The sequence below is a fragment of the Pseudomonas sp. NEEL19 genome (genome assembly GCF_028751975.1).
Classification (GTDB): Bacteria; Pseudomonadota; Gammaproteobacteria; order Pseudomonadales; family Pseudomonadaceae; genus Aquipseudomonas; species Aquipseudomonas juntendi.
Genome location: NZ_CP081491.1, coordinates 1,934,097 through 1,951,949 on the forward strand (window position 1 = coordinate 1,934,097; position 17,853 = coordinate 1,951,949).

The 17,853-nt window shown below is 65.0% G+C and carries 13 protein-coding genes; 4 read left to right on the forward strand and 9 right to left on the reverse strand.

The features are described 5' to 3' along the window. Nucleotides 1–211: 211 nt before the first annotated feature. The 5 genes from K4A76_RS08640 to pvdM form a co-directional block, all read right to left on the reverse strand. Nucleotides 212–1,861, reverse strand: a complete 1,650-nt coding sequence (locus tag K4A76_RS08640; RefSeq protein ID WP_274411950.1) for a cyclic peptide export ABC transporter — start codon at nt 1,859–1,861, stop codon at nt 212–214. 16 nt (nt 1,862–1,877) lie between these two features. Continuing rightward, entirely contained in the window at nt 1,878–3,212 is a 1,335-nt protein-coding gene (locus K4A76_RS08645) for a lysine N(6)-hydroxylase/L-ornithine N(5)-oxygenase family protein (protein WP_054913100.1), read from the reverse strand. 116 nt (nt 3,213–3,328) lie between these two features. Then, nucleotides 3,329–4,189 carry a dihydropyoverdine dehydrogenase gene (pvdO, locus tag K4A76_RS08650; protein ID WP_274411951.1) on the reverse strand — a complete coding sequence of 287 codons (861 nt, stop codon included), beginning with the start codon at nt 4,187–4,189 and terminating at the stop codon, nt 3,329–3,331. A 14-nt stretch (nt 4,190–4,203) separates the two neighbouring features. Continuing rightward, nucleotides 4,204–5,475 carry a pyoverdine-tailoring periplasmic protein PvdN gene (gene pvdN / locus K4A76_RS08655; protein WP_274411952.1) on the reverse strand — a complete coding sequence of 424 codons (1,272 nt, stop codon included), beginning with the start codon at nt 5,473–5,475 and terminating at the stop codon, nt 4,204–4,206. Between the two features lie 15 nt (nt 5,476–5,490). After that, nucleotides 5,491–6,837, reverse strand: coding sequence for a pyoverdine-tailoring dipeptidase-like protein PvdM (gene pvdM, locus K4A76_RS08660; protein ID WP_274411953.1), 1,347 nt, complete (start codon nt 6,835–6,837; stop codon nt 5,491–5,493). Between the two features lie 220 nt (nt 6,838–7,057). Here pvdM and pvdP point away from each other — a divergent pair, with 220 nt between their 5' ends. Next, the gene (gene pvdP / locus K4A76_RS08665; protein WP_274411954.1) at nt 7,058–8,686 is read left to right on the forward strand and encodes a pyoverdine maturation tyrosinase PvdP; all 1,629 of its coding nucleotides are present in this window, start codon (nt 7,058–7,060) and stop codon (nt 8,684–8,686) included. Nucleotides 8,687–8,709: 23 nt separating this feature from the next. Here pvdP and K4A76_RS08670 read toward each other — a convergent pair whose 3' ends face one another. The 3 genes from K4A76_RS08670 to K4A76_RS08680 are packed head-to-tail and all read right to left on the reverse strand — an operon-like array spanning nt 8,710 to nt 13,263. Further along, a complete protein-coding gene (locus K4A76_RS08670; protein ID WP_274411955.1) occupies nt 8,710–10,116 on the reverse strand; it encodes an efflux transporter outer membrane subunit in 1,407 nt (468 codons plus the stop codon). Between the two features lie 3 nt (nt 10,117–10,119). Further along, entirely contained in the window at nt 10,120–12,084 is a 1,965-nt protein-coding gene (locus tag K4A76_RS08675) for a MacB family efflux pump subunit (RefSeq protein WP_274411956.1), read from the reverse strand. After that, nucleotides 12,085–13,263 carry an efflux RND transporter periplasmic adaptor subunit gene (locus tag K4A76_RS08680; RefSeq protein ID WP_274411957.1) on the reverse strand — a complete coding sequence of 393 codons (1,179 nt, stop codon included), beginning with the start codon at nt 13,261–13,263 and terminating at the stop codon, nt 12,085–12,087. Between the two features lie 228 nt (nt 13,264–13,491). Between K4A76_RS08680 and K4A76_RS08685 the strand changes: the two genes are divergently transcribed. The 3 genes from K4A76_RS08685 (at nt 13,492) to K4A76_RS08695 (ending at nt 16,013) form a co-directional block, all read left to right on the forward strand. Beyond that, on the forward strand, nt 13,492–13,968 hold the full coding sequence (locus K4A76_RS08685) for a sigma-70 family RNA polymerase sigma factor (protein WP_274411958.1): 477 nt from the start codon (nt 13,492–13,494) through the stop codon (nt 13,966–13,968). A 167-nt stretch (nt 13,969–14,135) separates the two neighbouring features. Further along, nucleotides 14,136–14,615: a response regulator gene (locus tag K4A76_RS08690; protein ID WP_054904870.1), complete on the forward strand. Its 480-nt coding sequence runs from the start codon at nt 14,136–14,138 to the stop codon at nt 14,613–14,615. Nucleotides 14,616–14,687: 72 nt separating this feature from the next. Then, nucleotides 14,688–16,013 (forward strand): MFS transporter, encoded by a 1,326-nt coding sequence (locus K4A76_RS08695; RefSeq protein ID WP_274411959.1) that lies wholly within the window; start codon nt 14,688–14,690, stop codon nt 16,011–16,013. A gap of 57 nt (nt 16,014–16,070) precedes the next feature. On the opposite strand, the gene K4A76_RS08700 is transcribed toward K4A76_RS08695, so the two are convergent. Then, nucleotides 16,071–17,735 (reverse strand): electron transfer flavoprotein-ubiquinone oxidoreductase, encoded by a 1,665-nt coding sequence (locus tag K4A76_RS08700; RefSeq protein ID WP_274411960.1) that lies wholly within the window; start codon nt 17,733–17,735, stop codon nt 16,071–16,073. Between the last annotated feature and the right edge of the window lie 118 nt (nt 17,736–17,853).

The following is a 17,853-nucleotide window of genomic DNA, read 5'->3' on the forward strand; positions in this document are numbered from 1 at the left end:
GTTTTTCTTTTGGAATGTTCAGTAACTGATAATTAGACGCATCACGGATTGGAAACCGGAAAAAAGAATCAGCAATCTGTGCTTGGCGATTTATCTGATGAAAACCCCGCACGGGGAATGCCATGGCGTCGGCTATTCCCCCTTCCTTGCGGGCGGATCGCGGCGCCGTGCTCCGGACTGGCCAGGCCGTGCGCCACGCGCGTCGCAAGCGTCAGGCCGCGACGTGCTGGGTGACCACGCGACCGGCCTCCATGCGTACCAGCTGGTCGGCGATATCGAAGTAGCGATCATCGTGGGAGATCACGATGATGGTCTTGCCCAGGCGCTTGAGGTCGGGCAGCAGCTCGGTGTAGAAGATCCGGCGGAAGGTCGGGTCCTGGTCGGCCGCCCACTCGTCGAACACCAGCACCGGGCGATGCTCCAGCCAGGCATTGATCAGCGCCAGGCGCTTGCGTTGCCCGGTGGACAGGTCGGTAGTGGTGAACTTGCCGTCCTGGATGCTCACCTTGTGTGAGATTTCCAGGCGTTCCAGATACTGGTTGGCATCTTCGGGAATGCTCTGTTCACCCTGGATCACATCGTCGAACAGGTAGTAGTCGGCGAAGATCGTGGTGAACAGCTGGCGATACTGGTCCCTGTCGCTGGCATCGATGATCTTGTCATCCAGCGCGATATGCCCCTGTTGTGGTGCGTAGAGTCCCAGCAACAGCTTGATCAGCGTGGTCTTGCCACAGCCGTTCTCGCCGACAATGAAGACGATTTCGCCCTGTTCGATCCGCAGGTTGACCGGCCCCAGCCGGAAGGGCGCGGCATCGCCCACCGCAGGGAAGGCGTAGCTCACCTCGACCAGTTCCAGGCTGCGCACCTTGGCCTTGGCAGCCGGTGCGTCGGTCAGCAGCAGGTGCGGCTCGGGTGAGGAAAACTGCCGGGAAAGATCGGCGATGCGCTGGAAGGCGATGCCGGCGCGGCCGACGATGGGCAGCGTACCGATCAGGTGCTCCAGCGGGCCTTTCATGTACAGCAGCACCAGGACGAAGCCACTGATGACCGCTTTGTCCTGCCCTGGGCCGGCACCGTGCATCAGCAGTGCGATGCCAATGACCACGAAGAACAGCATGGAGCCGAAGGTCTTGGCGATCACGAAGGTGTTGATTGCGCGGATCTGGGTCTTGCAGATGAAATCCGCGGTGGCCTGGATGCCATGCACGAACATGCGGTGGCGACGTGGGCGGTGGATGCGCAGTTCCTTGGCGCCACCGGCCACGGCGTTGTACTGGCGTTGCAGGTCGTCCTCGGCGTCGCGGGCGGCCATGAAGCCACGCACGCCTACCGATTGCGCGAGGTACTGGGCGCTCGTGCCCACGGCGATGGCCGCCAGCATCAGCAGGAACATCGGCCACGACAGCATGGCCAGGTAGCCCAGGCAGCCCAAGGTCACCGTCAGCGAGATCGCCAGCGGCGCGAAGGCGAAGGCGAAGTCGCTGATGGTGTCGACATCATGGGTCAGTACCGGAATCAGACGGTGGCTGCGAAAGCGCTCGATCTGCTCGATCGGCGCGGCGAGCACCTTCTCCCCCAGGCTCTTACGCAGGCGGGCGATGATGTGCTGGCCGACGTAGTTGGTACCGATATCCGACAGGATCGTGCTCACCAGTGCCAGCAGGCACAACCCGGCAAAGCCCAGGATCAGGCTGTGCCCCAGGTCGCCCTCGGCGTGCAGCGCGCCGTTGATGGTGGCCAACAGCGTGGTCACGCTCAGGCCCCCGATCATGCCGAGGAAGATGGACAGGGTGACGATCGGCCAGAATGGCTTGAGCAGGGCCAGCAATTCACGCAGGGCTCCGCGGTTGGAAGTGCTCATCGGCTGGTTCCCGTCCTCAGGCGCAGGTCTGGCGCAGGCTGGCTGGCGCGTTGCTGGCCTGCTTGCCCAGATGCTGGTAGAGCGACTGGCCGATCTCCGCCGCACGTGCCGGCAATACCGACAGCAGCGTGTCGCTGAGGCCGTGGGAGGCTTCGCAGAACCCTTGCAGGTAGACGTTGGCGCCGAACTCGGAGTGGGCCAGCGCGCGGTAGTCGCGGTCTACCTCGAAGTCCTTCAGGTGCTGCTGCAGGGGTGCCAGCAATTCGCGGTGCGAGCGGCGTTCGTAGCCGGTGGCGAGGATCACCGCGTCGTAGCGGTGGGTCTGGCGCACATCGGTGGCCAGGTCGCGCAAGGTCAGCTCGATGCCTGCGGCGGTTTCCACCACATCTTCGATGGTGCGGCGGCACAGCACGGCGTGGCGGTGCAGGTGCGCGACCTTCTGGCGGTAAAGGATGCCGTAGATGCGCTCGAGCAGGTCAACGTCGACTACCGAGTAGTTGGTGTTGTGGTATTCGCTGACCAGCTTCTCGCGCTCGGCGTGGGGCTGGTTGAACACCAGGTCGGTGTACTCGGGGGCGAAGATCTCGTTGACGAACGGGCTGTCGTCGGCCGGCTTGAGGGCCGAGGCGCGCAGGATCATGTCGACCTTGACCGATGGATAGCTGTCATTGAGATCGATGAAGGCCTCGGCGGCGCTCTGCCCGGAGCCGACCACGGCGATGCGCATCGGCTTGCCTTCGTTGCAAGGCAGCTGCTGCAGTGCGCTCAGGTACTGGGAGTGGTGGAATACCCGCGGGTCGTTCCTGAAGGCGCGGAAGGCGTCGGGGATCTTCGGCGTGCCGCCGCTGCCGACCACCACCGAGCGGGCACGGCGTTGGGTTTCACGGCCCTGCAGGTCGCGGGAGACGATGCGCAGGTGGTCGACCTTGCCCTCGCGCAGCTCAGGTTCGATGCGCAACACTTCCTCGCCGTACACCGCCTGGGTGGCAAAGTGCTCGGCGGCCCAGCGCAGGTAGTCGTTGTACTCCAGGCGGCAGGGGTAAAAGGTGCCCAGGTTGATGAAATCGGCCAGGCGCTGCTTCTGGTGCAGGTAGTTCACGAAGCTGTAGGGGCTGGTAGGGTTACGCAGCGAAACCAGGTCCTTGAGGAAGGAGATCTGCAACTCACTCTGGGTGGCCAGGGTGTTGCCGTGCCAGCGGTAGTCGGTCTGCTTGTCGATGAACAGGGCGTCGAGAGCATGGCCGTTGGTCTCGGCGAGCTCTTCCAGGGCGATGGCCAGGGCCAGGTTGGAAGGGCCGAAGCCGACGCCGATCAGGTCGTGGATTTTTTCGGGGGAAGAGGTCTGGCTCATGGTTGCGGTTCCTTGGATGGTCGAGTGGGGGCGCCGCTGAAGGGCGCCCCGTGTCCTGCGCAAGTACACCGATAGGAACGAGCCTGCTGGCGGAGAATTTACCGCCGCCTGGCGCTTTACAGCTCGCGGACCACGCGGAATCCGATCCAGTCGCCACGGTCGTCGCGCACGGTGGTGTTGCGGTTGCCCGAACGCGAGAAGATCGGTGCCTCGCCCCAGTCGTTGCCGCGGATCGAGATCTGCCGGCAGCCGGCTTCCTTCCAGGCGCTGCCGTCGGCCGGCGCGCCGACATAGCTGTCGTGGTAACAGTCGGCGACCCACTCGTAGACGTTGCCGTGCATGTCGTACACCCCGAAGGCATTGGCCGGGAAACTGCCCACCGGTGAGCTGTAGCTGAAGCCGTCCTTGGGGCCGTAGACGTTGGCGTTCTTGCTGATCTCGAGATTGGCGTCCGGCTCGAACGGGAACATGCCGGTACTGCCGCCGCGTGCGGCGTATTCGCGCTGGGCTTCGCTGACCATGGCGTAGTGCTTGCCGGTTTTCTTCGACAGCCAGGCCACATAGTGCTCGATGTCTTGGTAGCTCATGCACACCGCCGGCTGGCGAGGGCCTTGCTGGTAGCTGGGCTTGCTATTGGTGCAGCGCCGCCCGGGGCGATCGTCGCCGTCGGCGATGACGATGCCGGTGGCCTTCTGGTAGGCGGCCCATTCAGCGGCAGTGATCTGGAAGCGGCTGATGGCGAACGGCTTGGCGAAGGTGACCGGGTGCTGCGGACCTTCGTCGTCCTGGCGGCCCATCTCGTCGGGCGGGGTGCCCATGGTAAAGGTACCGGCGGGCAGCACGACCATTTCCGGGCAGGCCTTGTCGCAGTCGCGGAACACTGTGCCGGGCTTGTCCGACGGCTGCGCGGCCAGGGCCGGCAGGCTGCAGGCGGCCAGCACGGCGGCCAGGGTGAGGCGGTGCAGGGGTGCGCTCATGGAAGATGCCTTGTTCAAAGTTGCTGGGTAATGAGGGACATGACCCGGTCTATCTGCTGCTCGTCGTTGAGCAGGCTTGGGGCCAGGCGGATCACCGGGCCGACGTCGCGGTCTACGGCGTCGCACATCACCTTGTTGGTGGTGAGGTGCGCGGCCACGGCGTCGGCGTCACGATCCTTGATGCGCAAGAAGGTGAAACCGGCGGAGAACTGTTCGCTGCGCGGGGTCACCAGCTGGATCTGGCGGTGCTCGAGCAGGCGCTGTTTGAGCAGGCTGTTGAGCTGGTGTATGCGCTGCTGCACCTCGGCCTTGCCCAGTTGCAGGTGCAGCTTGAAGGCCTCGCTTGTGGCCCAGCGGTGCTCGAAGGCGTGGTAGCCGCCCGGGGTCATGATGGTGGCGAAGTCCTCATCGCGGGAGAAGGTGGCGACGCTGGGCACCAGGTGCTGCATGCCGGTGGAGGCAGCGCAGATGATCCCGGTGCCGCGCGGGCCGAACATCCACTTGTGCGTACCGGCGATGAAGTAGTCGCAGTTGAAGTCGGCGAAGCGGGCGTTCTCCACGCCGAAGCCATGCACGCCGTCGACCACGTACAGGATGCGCTCGGCTTCGCTGCGCTCGCGGTTGTGCCGGCGCACCAGTTCACCGATCTCGCCCACCGGCAGCTTGACGCCGCTGCCAGAGTGCACCCAGGTCATGCCCAGCACCCGGGTGTTGGGCTTGATGGCCTTGTCGAGGGTGCTCAGTACCTGGTCGGTGGAGACCGTCCATGGGTCGTCGAATAGGCGGATCTGGCGCACCGCGGTGCCCTGGCGCTGGTTGCGGAACTCCAGCGCCTTCTGCGCGCAATAGTGTTCGTGCTCGGTAATCAGGACCTCCTGCCCGGCGCCGACTTTGAGGCCGCCATAGATCATCGCCAGGCCTTCGGTGGTGCTGCCGGTCAGGGCGATCTGGCGCGGGCCGACCTCCAGGTAGCGCGCGGCCCACTCGCGTACTTCATCTTCGCGCTGCCATTCGTACTGGCTTTCCCAATCCATCAGCGCAGCTGGGTTGCGATCCAGGTCGGCGCGGTGGCGGTCGATGGCTTCCTGTACCGGGCGCGGATGGGCGGTGACCAGGAAGTTGGCGAAATGCGCAATCTGCGGGTCGAGTGGAAACAGCTCGCGCAGGTTGCGCCACTTCTCGGGGCCGGCCAACGGCTTGGCGGGCTGGGCCAGGGCCTGGGGTAACAGTGGCAGGCTTGCGGCCAGCAGCCCGGCCTGTTTGAGGAAAGTACGGCGGTTACTCATGTATGTCGGCCTTGTTCAGCGATTGGCGACGGGGCGGGCAGCTTTCTGCACCTGTTCCCAGACGCGCAGGAAGTTGCCTGCCCAGAGCTTCGCGATGTCCGTTTCGCTGTAGCCTCGGGTCAGCAGTTCGGCGGTGACGTTGCGGATTTCGCTGACGTCATTCCAGCCGTCCAGGCCGCCGCCATCGTTGAAGTCAGAGCTGATGCCGACATGGTCGATGCCGACTTTCTTCACCGTATAGTCGATGGCGTCGACGTACTGCGCGAGGGTAGCCTTGGGTTCTTCTTCCAGCGTGCTGTACAGCGCGCTGGCGTATTCGCCGAAACGCGCTTCCGGCCAGATGGCGATCACCGCATCGCCCGGCATCAGCGCGTTGGCCAGGCCCTGCAGGGGTTGCAGGTCGAAGCGCGCGCGCAGGGCGTCGAGTTTTTCAATCACCGGCTTGCTCAGGGGCTTGAGGTACTGGCCGAAGCCGACCACCTGGATGACACCGCCGCTGTCCTTGATCAACTGCATCTCCTTGTCGGAGAGGTTGCGCGGGATGTCTACCAGCGCCCGGGGCGCGGAGTGCGAGGCCACCATGGGCGCGCGGGTAAGGCGGGCGACATCTTCAAGCGCCAGGGTGGACATCTGCGATACGTCGATGATCACGCCCAGATCGTTGAGGCGCTTGACCGCCTGCTCACCCAGCGGCGACAGGCCCCCGAGGGCGTCGGCGGTGTCGTTGAAGAACGGCAGTGGGCGCGAGGAGTCGGCCCAGTCGTTGTTGCCCGTGTAGCTGAAGCCGAACATGCGCACGCCGCGCGCAGCCCACAAGTCCAGCTGCGACAGGTCGTGGCCCAGTGGGTAGGCGTTGAGCATGCTGATGAAGATGGCGAACTTGCCTTCGCCATTGAGCCGGCGGAAGTCGTCGGGGGTGTAGGCGATGCCGACCTGGTTGGGGAAGTCACGGACCATCCCGCTGATGATCTTGTAGCGGGCTTCCTGTTCCTGCCGGGCGGCATCGACGAAACCGGGGGTAGGGCGGTGCGGGGCGTTTGGGCCGTTCCAGATTTCCGGCCAGCCGAAGATGGTCAGCGCCGCACCGGACAGGCGGCCCCGGTTGGCCTTGACCAGGTCGAACTGGCCCGGGCCGTCCTTGTCGATTTCCTGGCCGGCGCTGCCCAGTTCGAGGGGCACGGTGACATGGCTGTCGAACGACAGCATGTGCTCGTGCAGGTCGTTGGCCTGTTGCACGATTTTCAGCGGATAGCCGGCGTGCTGCTGTTGCCAGAAGAAATAGCCGGCGACACCCCCCAGGGCGGCCACCAGGGCCAGGGGTAGGCCAATGTAAAGGGCCTTGCGGGAACGGGTCTTGGTCATTGCCATCTCGTTGCACGGTTGATCGGGGCGGCCTGCCGACGCACAACGTGCTGCTTGGACAGGGCTTGGGTATCAGGTGAACGAGCGACCGCCGGGCAAATTTATCGCCGGCTTCGAACCAGGCCGAGCCAGGCCTGGCATTAAATTTCGCCGAAGAAGCAACGTTTTAGCCTTGGACGGGCCGTGCTCCACGGCCGCAATGAATGCTCAGGTAGTTGCAATGACGATTTCTCGACGCGGGTTCATCGCCGGTGTGGCATTGGCAGGCGTGGCGGTGCCCGGCGCGATGTATGCGCAGCATGTGCAGCGCCAGCGGTTCGACGAGCAGTTTCCGGAAACCCCCGGTGAGGCGGTGGTGGAACTGGCCGATGCGGCGCTGCAGCAATTGGGCGACACCTTGCGCGGGATCTGGCGTTTTACACTGCAAGGGAAAGATGCCGGGCTGCCCGGCCTGCCTGAGGGTGAACTGGAAATGTTTCTCGATGTCGCCCCAAGTGGCCGCGGCCTGCGTGGTTACCTGGACACGCCCGAGCGCCTGCGGGCTGCCGAGGCGCCGCGTTATCGGGTAGTCGGTGACCTGCTGACCGATGCGAACAGGACCTTGCGTTGGCGGCTGTTTTCTACCGCGCCGGGGGAAGGGCAGGCTGACTACCAATGCACGGTGGTACTCGACGAAGTCTGGGGTGAGTTCGGCAATGCCGGGCAGGCCACCCTGAACGGGCGCATCGCTGCGCTGGGGCGTTCGTTGACCCTACCCGTGCAGGACAACACTTTTGTTGCGCTCAAGCGCAGTTTCCCCGAGGCTCGCGAGCGCACGCCTCTGTCCCCGGCCTTGCTGGCCTGGCTGATTGCGCCGGAGCACCGCCTGTTCCACCAATTGTGGCATGCCTCGCGTGACAAGTGGCACAACCTCGACAAGGACAAGCAGGCGGCCCTGCGTGGCTTGGGCTGGCAGCCCGGGCCGCGCGACCGTGAGCGTGACGCCCGTGGCCGGCACAAGGATCGCAATGGCTCGGGCGAGGACTTTTTCTTCATGCACCGGCACATGCTGCGTGCTGCCCGGGTCATTCAGGACCTGCCGTCGTGGGCGCGTTTCCCGCTGCCGCAGCCAGAGCTCGAGCGCGACCGGGTCGGCTTTGCCAGCTATTTCGACAACCATGACGGTACGGCCTTGCCACCCACCTGGCTGGCTGCGGACGATGCGGCGTATACCCAGTGGGTGCGCGATATCAAGACGCCGGATACTTTCCACGGTAACTTCCAGGTCTGGGAGTCGAGGTACACCGACCCGCATTACCTGAGTACGCTCACCCTTGCGCAGTTCGGTTCGGAGATGGAACTGGGCCTGCACGATTGGTTGCACATGCGCTGGGCCTCGGTGCCGCGCGACCCGTCCAGCGGCTTGCCGGTGCCGTTCGCGCGCCAGCCGGAGGACTTTGCCGCACGCTGGTTCGAGGCGGAAAACGACTTCCTTGGCGACCCGTTCTCATCCCATGTAAACCCGGTGTTCTGGCACTTCCATGGCTGGATCGATGACCGCATCGAGGACTGGTTCCGCGCCCACGAGCGTGTGCATCCCGGCCAGGTGCGGCGCGCCGAGGTCAACGGTGTGCCGTGGTTCGCGCCTGGGCGCTGGGTAGAGGTATCCGACCCATGGCTGGGGCCGGATACCCATGGCTGTTCGACTGTGCCGGGGCTGCGGCCGGGGCGCAGTGTGGAGATGGACCCAGAGACCATGAAGCTGGCGCTGCGTATCATCTTCGCCGATGACGACCTGTTTGCCAGCTTGCGGCCGAAGGTGCCGCAGCGGCCCTGGTACGCACGCAACCTGAAACTGGCGAACCGCTGACACCGCGCCCCACAGGGAATGCATCAGCGCTCGACCTGCCAGCCACCTCCCAGGGCCTTGTACAACGCCACGCTGCCCTGCAGCCGAGCCAGGTGCAGTTGCGCCTGCTGGTCCTGGGCAACATACAGCGTGCGCTGGGTTTCCAGCACCGTCAGCAGCGTTTCGGCGCCGGCGCTGTAGCGCTGCTGTGCCAGGGCGAAGGCGGTGCGTGCTTCCTGTACCTCCTGGTCCTGCCATTGCCGCTGGCGGTCTACGCCATGGATCGCATTGAGCGCTTTTTCCACGTCGGCGAAACCTGCCAGGATTGCGGCGCGGTAATCGTGCAGCAGCTCTTCCTGTTCGGCACTGGCCAGTTCGCGCTTGGCGCGCAGGCGGCCGTTGTTGAAGATGGGTGTGGCAATGCCGGCAGTGAGGGTATAGAAGGGGCTGTCGAGGATATCGGCGAAGGTCCGTGCCCCGCTACCCAGGTCTGCTCCCAGGGTCAGCTTGGGCAGCATGGCGGCCCTGGCCACTTGTACGTTGGCGCTGGCGGCGGCCAGCCGGGCCTCGGCGGCGGCAATGTCGGGGCGTCGGCCGAGCAGGTCGCTGGGCACCCCGCTGCCGATCGCCGGCCAGCGCAGGGTAGCGATCGATTCGTTGGTGTTCGGTAATGCCTGCACCGGATCACCGAGCAAGGTGGCAAGGGTTATCCGGTTGTTCTGCCATTGCTGCTCCAGCAGGGGTACCTGGCGCTCCTGGGCCGCCACCAGGCTGCGTTGCTGCGCCAGCTCCAGTCGCGTGGTCGAGCCAGAACGCTGGCGTGCCTCGACCAGGCCCAGCACGTCCCGGGCGTTTTTGAGGTTCAGCCGGGCGATGCGCAGCTGTTCCTGCAGCGCCAGGCCCTGCAGGTAGCTATCGGCGACGGCGCTGGTCAGCGTCAGCTCCACCGTCTGGCGATCGAAGCGGCTGGCGTCCAGGCCATGCAGGGCGCTGTCGCGGGCGGCGCGGATGCCGCCCCAGAAATCAACCTCGTAGCTGGCGCTCAAGCGCGTGCCGAATGAGGTGCTGGTGCGCTCGCTGCTGCTGGCGTCGAGTTGGTCGTTGCCGTCGCCGCGCAACAGGCGCTGGCGGCTGCCGTCCACTCCGAGCGTCAGCTCCGGCAGCCGCGCAGCGCCGGCGATCACAGCCAGCGCCTGGGCCTGGCGCACCCGAGCCGCGGCGGCGGCCAGGTCGTGGCTGTTGTGCCGGGCGCGTTCGACCAGGCGGTCCAGTTCGCCGCTGGAGAAGGCTTGCCACCAGTGAGCATCCGGCAGGGTCTGGCTGGAGGCGTCGGCTCGGGATTGCCAGGTTGGCGGCTCGGTAATGCCGGCCTCGGGGGCGGGCGGTGTGCTGCTGCAGGCGGCCAGGGCCAGGCTGAGGGTCAACAGGCTGATGCGGCTTGGCAATGTCATGGGCTATACGCTGGTAAGGGCTTTGACTGGATCAAGGCGCGCAGCCTTGCGGGCCGGCATGAAACCGAACACCACGCCGGTGATGACGGCGCAGGTGAAGGCGCCGAGAATGGCGGGCAGGGCGAATGCCACGGCGATGTCGGCGAGCATCAGGCCGCCACCGATGCACAGTGCCAGCACGATACCCGTCACCCCGCCGACCATCGACAGCATCACCGCCTCGCTGAGGAACTGACGCAGGATATCGCGCTGGCGGGCGCCGGTGGCCATGCGGATACCAATCTCGCGGGTACGTTCGCGCACGGTCATGAGCATGATGTTCATCACGCCGATACCGCCGACCAGCAGGGAAATGGCGGCGATGGCACCGAGCATCAGCGACAGGCTGTTCTGCGTGCGCGCCTCGGCCTGGATCAGCGCGGCGTCGTTGGTCAGCTCGAAGTCCTGCTTGTCCTGGTGGCGCTGGCGCATCAGGTGGGCGATTGCCCGCTCGGTTTCGCTCACCCGGCTCGAATCGGCTGCGGCGATGATCACGTATTCCGGGTCTTGCTTGCCGAACAGGCGTACGGACGCGGCGGAGTAGGGCACCACGATGCGCTCGTCGCTGTCCTGGTCGCCGGAGCTGGCACCTTTGCCGGCGAGCAGGCCGACCACCTGGAAGGGCACGTTGCCGATCAGCAGGTACTGGCCCAGCGGATCGCTGCCAGGTTCCATGAGCTTGTCCCGGACCTTCTGGCCGATCACCGCCACGGCGGCGGCAGCCCGTTCGTCAGCTTCGGTGAAGAAGTTGCCTTCGACCACTGGCCAGTTGAGGATCTCGGAGAACTGGGTGTTATTGCCGCCGACATAGAACTGCTGGTTGTTGTTGCCGTGGCGCACGGTCAACTGGTCGCCGATCACCGGCATGATGCGCTGGACCTGGGGTAACTGGGCGATGGCGGCGACATCGTCCAGCGTGACGATGCCGGCCGGTTCGCGCAGCGTGGCGTGGCGGCCACTGAGGTAGAGGATGTTCGAGCCGAACGCAGCCATCTGGGCCATGACCTGGCGCTTGCTGCCTTCGCCGACAGCCAGCATCACTACCACCGAGGCCACGCCGATGACGATGCCGAGCAGGGTCAGGGCGGTGCGGAAGCGGTTGATCCACATGACCCGCCAGGCCGCTTGCAGGGCCTCGAGCAACTCGCCCTTCCAGGCCCCGCGCAAGGTGGCGCCGCGGTCCAGGCGCTGGCGCAGGTCGTCGGCCTGCAGGCCTGGGTGCGTCGCGTCGAGGGGCCGGTCGGCCGCCGAGTCGCTGATCACCAGGCCGTCGCGAATTTCGATCACCCGTCGCGCCCGGGCCGCCACTTCACGGTCGTGGGTGATGAGGATGATCACATGGCCCTGGCTGGCCAGTTCGTCTAGCAGGGCCATGACTTCGGCGCCGCTGTGGCTGTCCAGGGCGCCGGTGGGTTCGTCGGCGAGGATGATGTGGCCGCCGTTCATCAAGGCGCGGGCGATCGATACCCGCTGCTGCTGGCCGCCAGACAACTGGTGCGGGCGGTTGCCCGTGCGGCTGGCCAGGCCGAGGCGTTCGAGCAGGGCCGAAGCGCGGGCATGGCGCTCGGCGGCCGGGGTGCCGGCATAGATGGCCGGCATCTCGACGTTTTCCTGGGCCGAGCCGGAGGGGATCAGGTGGTAGCCCTGGAATACGAAGCCGAAGGCTTCGCGCCGCAGCCAGGCCAGTTCGTCACTGTCCAGCTCGGCAACATCCTTGCCGGCGAAGCGGAAGCTGCCGGTGGTCGGGCGATCGAGGCAGCCAAGTATGTTCATCAGGGTCGACTTGCCCGAGCCGGAGGCACCGACGATGGCGACGAACTCGCCGGGGTGGATGCTCAGGCTGATGCCGCGTAGCACTTCCACCTTCGGCGAGTCGATGCCGCCGTAGTGCTTGCGGATGTCAGTGAGTTCGATCAAGGGCGCTGTCATTCAACCTCCGCTGGCGGCTGGGGCGCCGATGACCAGTTGCTCGCCTTCGGCAAGGCCGTCGAGGATCTGCACGCGCAAGCGATCGCTCAGGCCGGTGCGCACCTTGCGCTGTTCGATCTTGCCGTCGCGGGTGACCACCTGGGCCAGGCGCACGCCTTCGTCGCCGGCACCATCCAGGGCTGCCAGTGGCGCCGTGAGCACTTGGCTGGCCTGGCCGGCGACGAAGAACACCTGGGTGGTCATCTCGGCCATCAGGGCGCCATCGGGGTTTTCCACATCGAGCAGCACGGTGTATTGCACCACTTGGGCGCCGGTGGTGCCGGCGATGGCACTGGCGGGGCTGCCACCGCCCTGGCTGGCCTGGTCCAGCGGTTTGGGCGGGATCGGCAGGATCTGCCGCACGGTGCTGGTCCAGCGGCGCTTGCCGCCGGCCAGGGTGGTGAAGTAGGCGGTCATGCCGGGCTTGACCTTGCCGATGTCGGCTTCGGACACCTGCGCCCACACGGTCATTGGCGAGAGCTTGGCTATGCGCAGGATCAACGGGGTTTGTTGCTGGGCATTGAGGGTTTGCCCTTCGCGGGCATCGACTGCCACCACCGTGCCGTCCATCGGTGCGTAGATTCGGGTGTAGCCCAGCTCGGCTTCATCGCTGCGCAGGTTGGCCTGGGCCTGGCGGATTTGCGCCTGAAACATGTCGATGCGGGCCTGGGTGACCTTCAGCTGGGCGTCAGCCGTTTGCACGTCTTCGTCACGGGTGGCGCCGGCGGCGGCCAGCTCGCGCTGGCGCTTGAGCTGTTGCTGGGCCAGTTGGTACTGCGCGCGCTGCTCTGCCAGCTGAGCCTTGAGGTTGTCGATCGAATAGCGCCCGGCATCCAGCCGGGCCTGCTGGGTTGAGGGGTCGATTTCGACCAGCAGCTGGCCTTTGCGCACAGTGTCGCCGACCTCGACGTGCAGCTTGTGGATCTGCCCGGACGCCTGTGCGCCAACATCCACATAACGCCGTGGTTGAAGGGTACCCAGTGCTGTGACGCTGCTTTCGATATCGGCACGGGTGACCGCGACCGTGCTGACTGGCTGAGCCCCGAAGGGCAGGGCTTTCCAGGCCACCAGGCTGCCCAGGCCCAGCAGGCCCAGGCCTACGAGCAGGGCGCGACGGCGGGTGTTGGTTGAACGTGTCATGCAGGCTTCCAGCCAGGAGTGATGGCCACGCGCAGCCCGATTGCGGCGCGCACTGAGGTCCCAGATAGACGAAGGTCAGCCGGGCGGATTTAGCCTTTGTCTCGGGCAGGATCCTTTGTTGCTGAGAATAATTATAATTTGTAAGATCGCAACTTGATATCACTCGGTCCCGCGTTGGTGTCTGGAGGGGTTCCGGCAAAAACTGGCAGGGCGGTCTCAGGTAACGTCGTGGAACATTACTATCGCGAACTGGTGGGTTTCCTTTCCGCGCGCCTGGGCAATCGTCAGGCCGCCGAGGACGTGGCGCACGATGCTTATCTGCGGGTGCTGGAGCGCACCCACGCCGAGCGCATCGAGCACCCGCGTGCCTTCCTCTATCGTACCGCGCTCAACCTGGTGGTCGACCGCCACCGCCGCCGCCGGGTGCGCCAGGCGGAGCCGCTGGAGGTGCTCGACAGCGACGAGCGCTGGCATACCCCGGCACCGGCGCACGACATGCAGTACGACCAGCGCCTGGCGCTGATGCAACGTGCGCTGGATGAGTTGAGCAAGGTCTGCCGCGAGTGCTTCCTGCTGCGCAAGCTCGATGGCTTGTCTCATCAGCAAATCGCCGAGCACCTGGGCATCTCGCGCAGCCTGGTGGAAAAGCACATCGTCAACGCCATGAAGCATTGCCGGCTGCGCATGCGCGAGTGGGAGTGCTGATTGCCGGGCTCAAGGAAAATGCAAATTCTGTCAGCCAGTCACTTGATTTATGCGGTTTTCCCGACTTCTCTCAAATAAGACCACTGCCAGGCAGGGCCCTGGCAATAGCCGTTAGCGGCGCAGTATGGTCGTGGAACGCTCCCATTACCTACTGCCCAGGTCCGACCATGGCAAACAAGACCCTGCGCATCCTCATCGCCGACGCCCACCCGTGCCAGCGCTTGCAGTTGGAGCGGTTGCTCAACGGCCTGGGCTATTACCGGATTGCCCCGGTGGAGAGCTTTGAAGAGCTGCAGCGCCTGGTGCAGTGCGCCTTGCAGCCCTTCAACCTCCTGCTGGGCAATATCGAGCTGGCCAGCCACGCTGGGGTCGACCTGGCGCGGTTCTGTCGCGTCAGCACGCAGATCCAGCACGCGCTGCTTTACCACTCCAGCCAGTTGAAAGTGCCCGCAGTGCCGCCGGCCGAGCGCCAGGCGGTAAGCTTGAGCCTGCCCCAGGCCCCCGATATCGAGGCACTGGAAACATTCATGGCGATCATCGACACCCCGGTGCTGGTCGGCCAGTTGCCGCTGCCGGATACCCTGGCCGGCAACAGAGCCAGGCCACGGCTGCGGGCCAATTTTGCGCACACGGTGTTCAACCGCTGACGGCGCATAGCGCAGGGCAACCGGGCAGGCATTTGTTATGCTCTTGCCCTTTGCCGATCTGCGGACCCTGCCATGACTGCCATCGATACCGCTCGCCCGCCCCGGTTCAGCCGCGGCGACCACCGGACCCTGGGCCTGGCGGCGCTGGGCGGCGCGCTGGAAATCTACGATTTCATCATTTTCGTGTTCTTCGCGCTGACCCTCAGCCAGCTGTTCTTCCCGCCGGAAATGCCGGAGTGGTTGCGCCTGCTGCAAAGCTTCGGGATTTTCGTCACCGGTTACCTGGCGCGGCCGCTGGGCGGCATCGTCATGGCTCACTTCGCCGACCACCTGGGCCGCAAGCGGGTGTTCAGCCTGAGCATTTTGATGATGGCGCTGCCGTGCCTGCTGATCGGGGTAATGCCGACCTATGCCGAGATTGGTTACGCCGCGCCGCTGATCTTGCTGGCGTTGCGCATATTGCAGGGGGCTGCGGTCGGCGGCGAGGTACCCAGTGCCTGGACATTCGTTGCCGAACACGCACCGCCGGGGCGGCGGGGGTATGCCCTGGGTTTCCTGCAGGCCGGGTTGACCTTTGGCTATTTGCTGGGGGCACTGACCGCGACGCTGTTGGCTCAGGCTTTCAGCCCCGAGGAAATTCTCGACTACGCCTGGCGTTACCCGTTCCTGCTCGGGGGCGTGTTTGGCGTGATCGGGGTGTGGTTGCGCCGTTGGCTGAGTGAAACGCCGGTATTTCTGGCCCTGCGCGAGCGCAAGGAGCAGCCGGTGAAATTCCCTTTGCGCCAGGTGCTGGGCGCGCATCGTGGGGCGTTGATTCCGGCTGCGCTACTGACCTGCGTGCTGACCTCGGCGGTGGTGGTGCTGGTGGTGATTACGCCGACGGTCATGCAGCAGCGCTTCGGCATGTCTGCCGCGCACACGTTCGCGCTGAGCAGCGTAGGCATCGTCTTTCTCAACATCGGTTGTGTGCTTGCCGGCCTGCTGGTCGACCGCCTGGGCGCCTGGCGGGCGTTGATGATCTACAGCGCGCTGCTGCCGCTGGGCATCGCTGCGTTGTATGCGAGCCTGGTGGGGCAGTGGGGCATGACGTGGCTGGCTTACGCGTTGGCCGGGCTCTGCTGTGGGGTGGTGGGTGTGGTGCCGTCGGTCATGGTCGGGCTGTTCCCGGCGCAGATCCGGGTATCGGGTATTTCCTTCACCTACAACGTGGCCTACGCCTTGTGGGCCAGCACTACGCCGCTGGCGTTGATAGCCTTGATGCCGTGGAGCCCATGGGTGTGCGTTGGCTTCTGTCTGGTCATGGGCGCGGTGGGGCTGCTCACTGCCCGCTACTTTGGCCGCCGGCAACCTTCCGCGTTCGCGGTGGAGCCGATGCCGATCATGTGCGTCGACAAATGAACGAAAAAAGCCCCCGGGCCGCGAGGCCAGGGGGCTTTTTCTAGCTGCAGGGGGGGCTTACATGTTCGGGTAGTTCGGCCCGCCAGCGCCTTCAGGGGTGACCCAGGTGATGTTCTGGGCCGGGTCCTTGATGTCGCAGGTCTTGCAGTGCACGCAGTTCTGCGCGTTGATCTGGAAGCGCTTGTTGCCGTCTTCCTGGGTGACCACTTCGTACACGCCGGCCGGGCAATAACGCTGGGCGGGCTCGTCGTACAGCGGCAGGTTGCTGGCGATCGGGATGCTCGGGTCGGTCAGCTTCAGGTGGCAGGGTTGTTCCTCTTCATGGTTGGTGCTGGAGAGGAATACCGAGCTGAGCTTGTCGAAGCTGAGCTTGCCGTCCGGTTTCGGGTAGTCGATCTTTTGCGAGTCGGCCGCCAGCTTCAGGCAGGCGTAGTCCGGCTTGGTGTCGTGCAGGGTAAACGGCAGCTTGCCGCCGAACCAGTTCTGGTCGACATAGTTGAAAGCCCCCCCCAGCAGCGGGCCGAACTTGTGCAGTGCCGGGCCGAAGTTGCGGCTGGCGAACAGCTCTTCGTACAGCCAGCTGGCCTTGAACGCGCTGACGTAGCCGTCGAGCAGGTCGCCACCTTCACGCCCGGCAGCCAGGGCGTCCGCCACTGCTTCGGCGGCCAGCATGCCGGACTTCATCGCGGTATGGCTGCCCTTGATCTTCGAGAAGTTCAGGGTGCCGAGGTCGCAACCGATCAGCGCGCCGCCGTTGAAGACCATCTTCGGCAGGGAGTTCAGGCCGCCCTTGCAGATGGCGCGGGCGCCGTAGCTGATACGCTTGCCACCTTCGAGGTATTGGCTCATCACCGGGTGGTGCTTCAGGCGCTGGAATTCGTCGAAGGGCGACAGGTACGGGTTGGCATAGGACAGGTCGACGATCAGGCCGACCACCACCTGGTTGTTTTCCAGGTGATAAAGGAAAGAGCCACCGGTGTTGTCCTTGGCCATCACATCCAGCGGCCAGCCAGCGGTATGCACCACCAGGCCTTGCTCGTGCTTGGCCGGGTCGATTTCCCAGATTTCCTTCAGGCCGATGCCATAGTGCTGCACGTCGGCTTCGCTGTCGAGGTTGAAGCGCTTGATCAGCTGCTTGCCGATATGGCCACGGCAGCCTTCGGCGAACAGGGTGTACTTGGCGCGCAGTTCCATGCCGGGGGTATACAGGCCGTCCTTTGGCTTGCCTTCGCGGTCGACACCCAGGTCGCCGGTGACAACGCCGCGGACCACGCCGTTTTCATCGAACAGGGCTTCCTGGGCGGCGAAGCCGGGGTAGATTTCCACGCCCAGGTTCTCGGCCTGCTGGGCCAGCCAGCGGCACAGGTTGCCCAGCGAAATGATGTAGTTGCCCTGGTTGTGCATGGTCTTGGGCACGAACAGGTCGGGCACTTTGGTCGAGCTGCCGGCGTCTTTGAGCACGTAGATATCGTCGCGCTTCACTTCGGTGTTCAGTGGCGCGCCCAGTGCCTTCCAGTCGGGGAACAGCTCGTTCAGCGCGCGGGGCTCGAACACCGCACCGGAGAGGATGTGAGCACCGACTTCGGAGCCTTTTTCCACCACGCAGACGCTGATTTCGCTACCGGTTTCGGCGGCCTTCTGCTTCAGGCGGCAGGCGGCGGACAGGCCCGCCGGGCCGGCGCCGACGATGACCACGTCGAATTCCATGTATTCGCGTTCCACAGGTTCTCTCCTACTCATCAAGGCTCGTGCTGTTGCTGGGTCTTATGGGTGCATGCGCGCAGTGGCTCGTCACGGGAGCGAAACTGTAGCTGCGCAACTGACGGACTACACCGTTTTG

Coding starts and splice junctions, on each gene's coding strand:
- K4A76_RS08675 (WP_274411956.1), bottom strand. CDS start 12,084: ATGACAGCGCCCTTGATCGAACTCACTGACATCCGCAAGCACTACGGC.
- pvdN (WP_274411952.1), bottom strand. CDS start 5,475: ATGAGTAACCGCCGTACTTTCCTCAAACAGGCCGGGCTGCTGGCCGCA.
- K4A76_RS08640 (WP_274411950.1), bottom strand. CDS start 1,861: ATGAGCACTTCCAACCGCGGAGCCCTGCGTGAATTGCTGGCCCTGCTC.
- K4A76_RS08670 (WP_274411955.1), bottom strand. CDS start 10,116: ATGACATTGCCAAGCCGCATCAGCCTGTTGACCCTCAGCCTGGCCCTG.
- K4A76_RS08690 (WP_054904870.1), top strand. CDS start 14,136: ATGGCAAACAAGACCCTGCGCATCCTCATCGCCGACGCCCACCCGTGC.
- pvdP (WP_274411954.1), top strand. CDS start 7,058: ATGACGATTTCTCGACGCGGGTTCATCGCCGGTGTGGCATTGGCAGGC.
- K4A76_RS08695 (WP_274411959.1), top strand. CDS start 14,688: ATGACTGCCATCGATACCGCTCGCCCGCCCCGGTTCAGCCGCGGCGAC.
- pvdM (WP_274411953.1), bottom strand. CDS start 6,837: ATGACCAAGACCCGTTCCCGCAAGGCCCTTTACATTGGCCTACCCCTG.
- K4A76_RS08645 (WP_054913100.1), bottom strand. CDS start 3,212: ATGAGCCAGACCTCTTCCCCCGAAAAAATCCACGACCTGATCGGCGTC.
- K4A76_RS08680 (WP_274411957.1), bottom strand. CDS start 13,263: ATGACACGTTCAACCAACACCCGCCGTCGCGCCCTGCTCGTAGGCCTG.
- pvdO (WP_274411951.1), bottom strand. CDS start 4,189: ATGAGCGCACCCCTGCACCGCCTCACCCTGGCCGCCGTGCTGGCCGCC.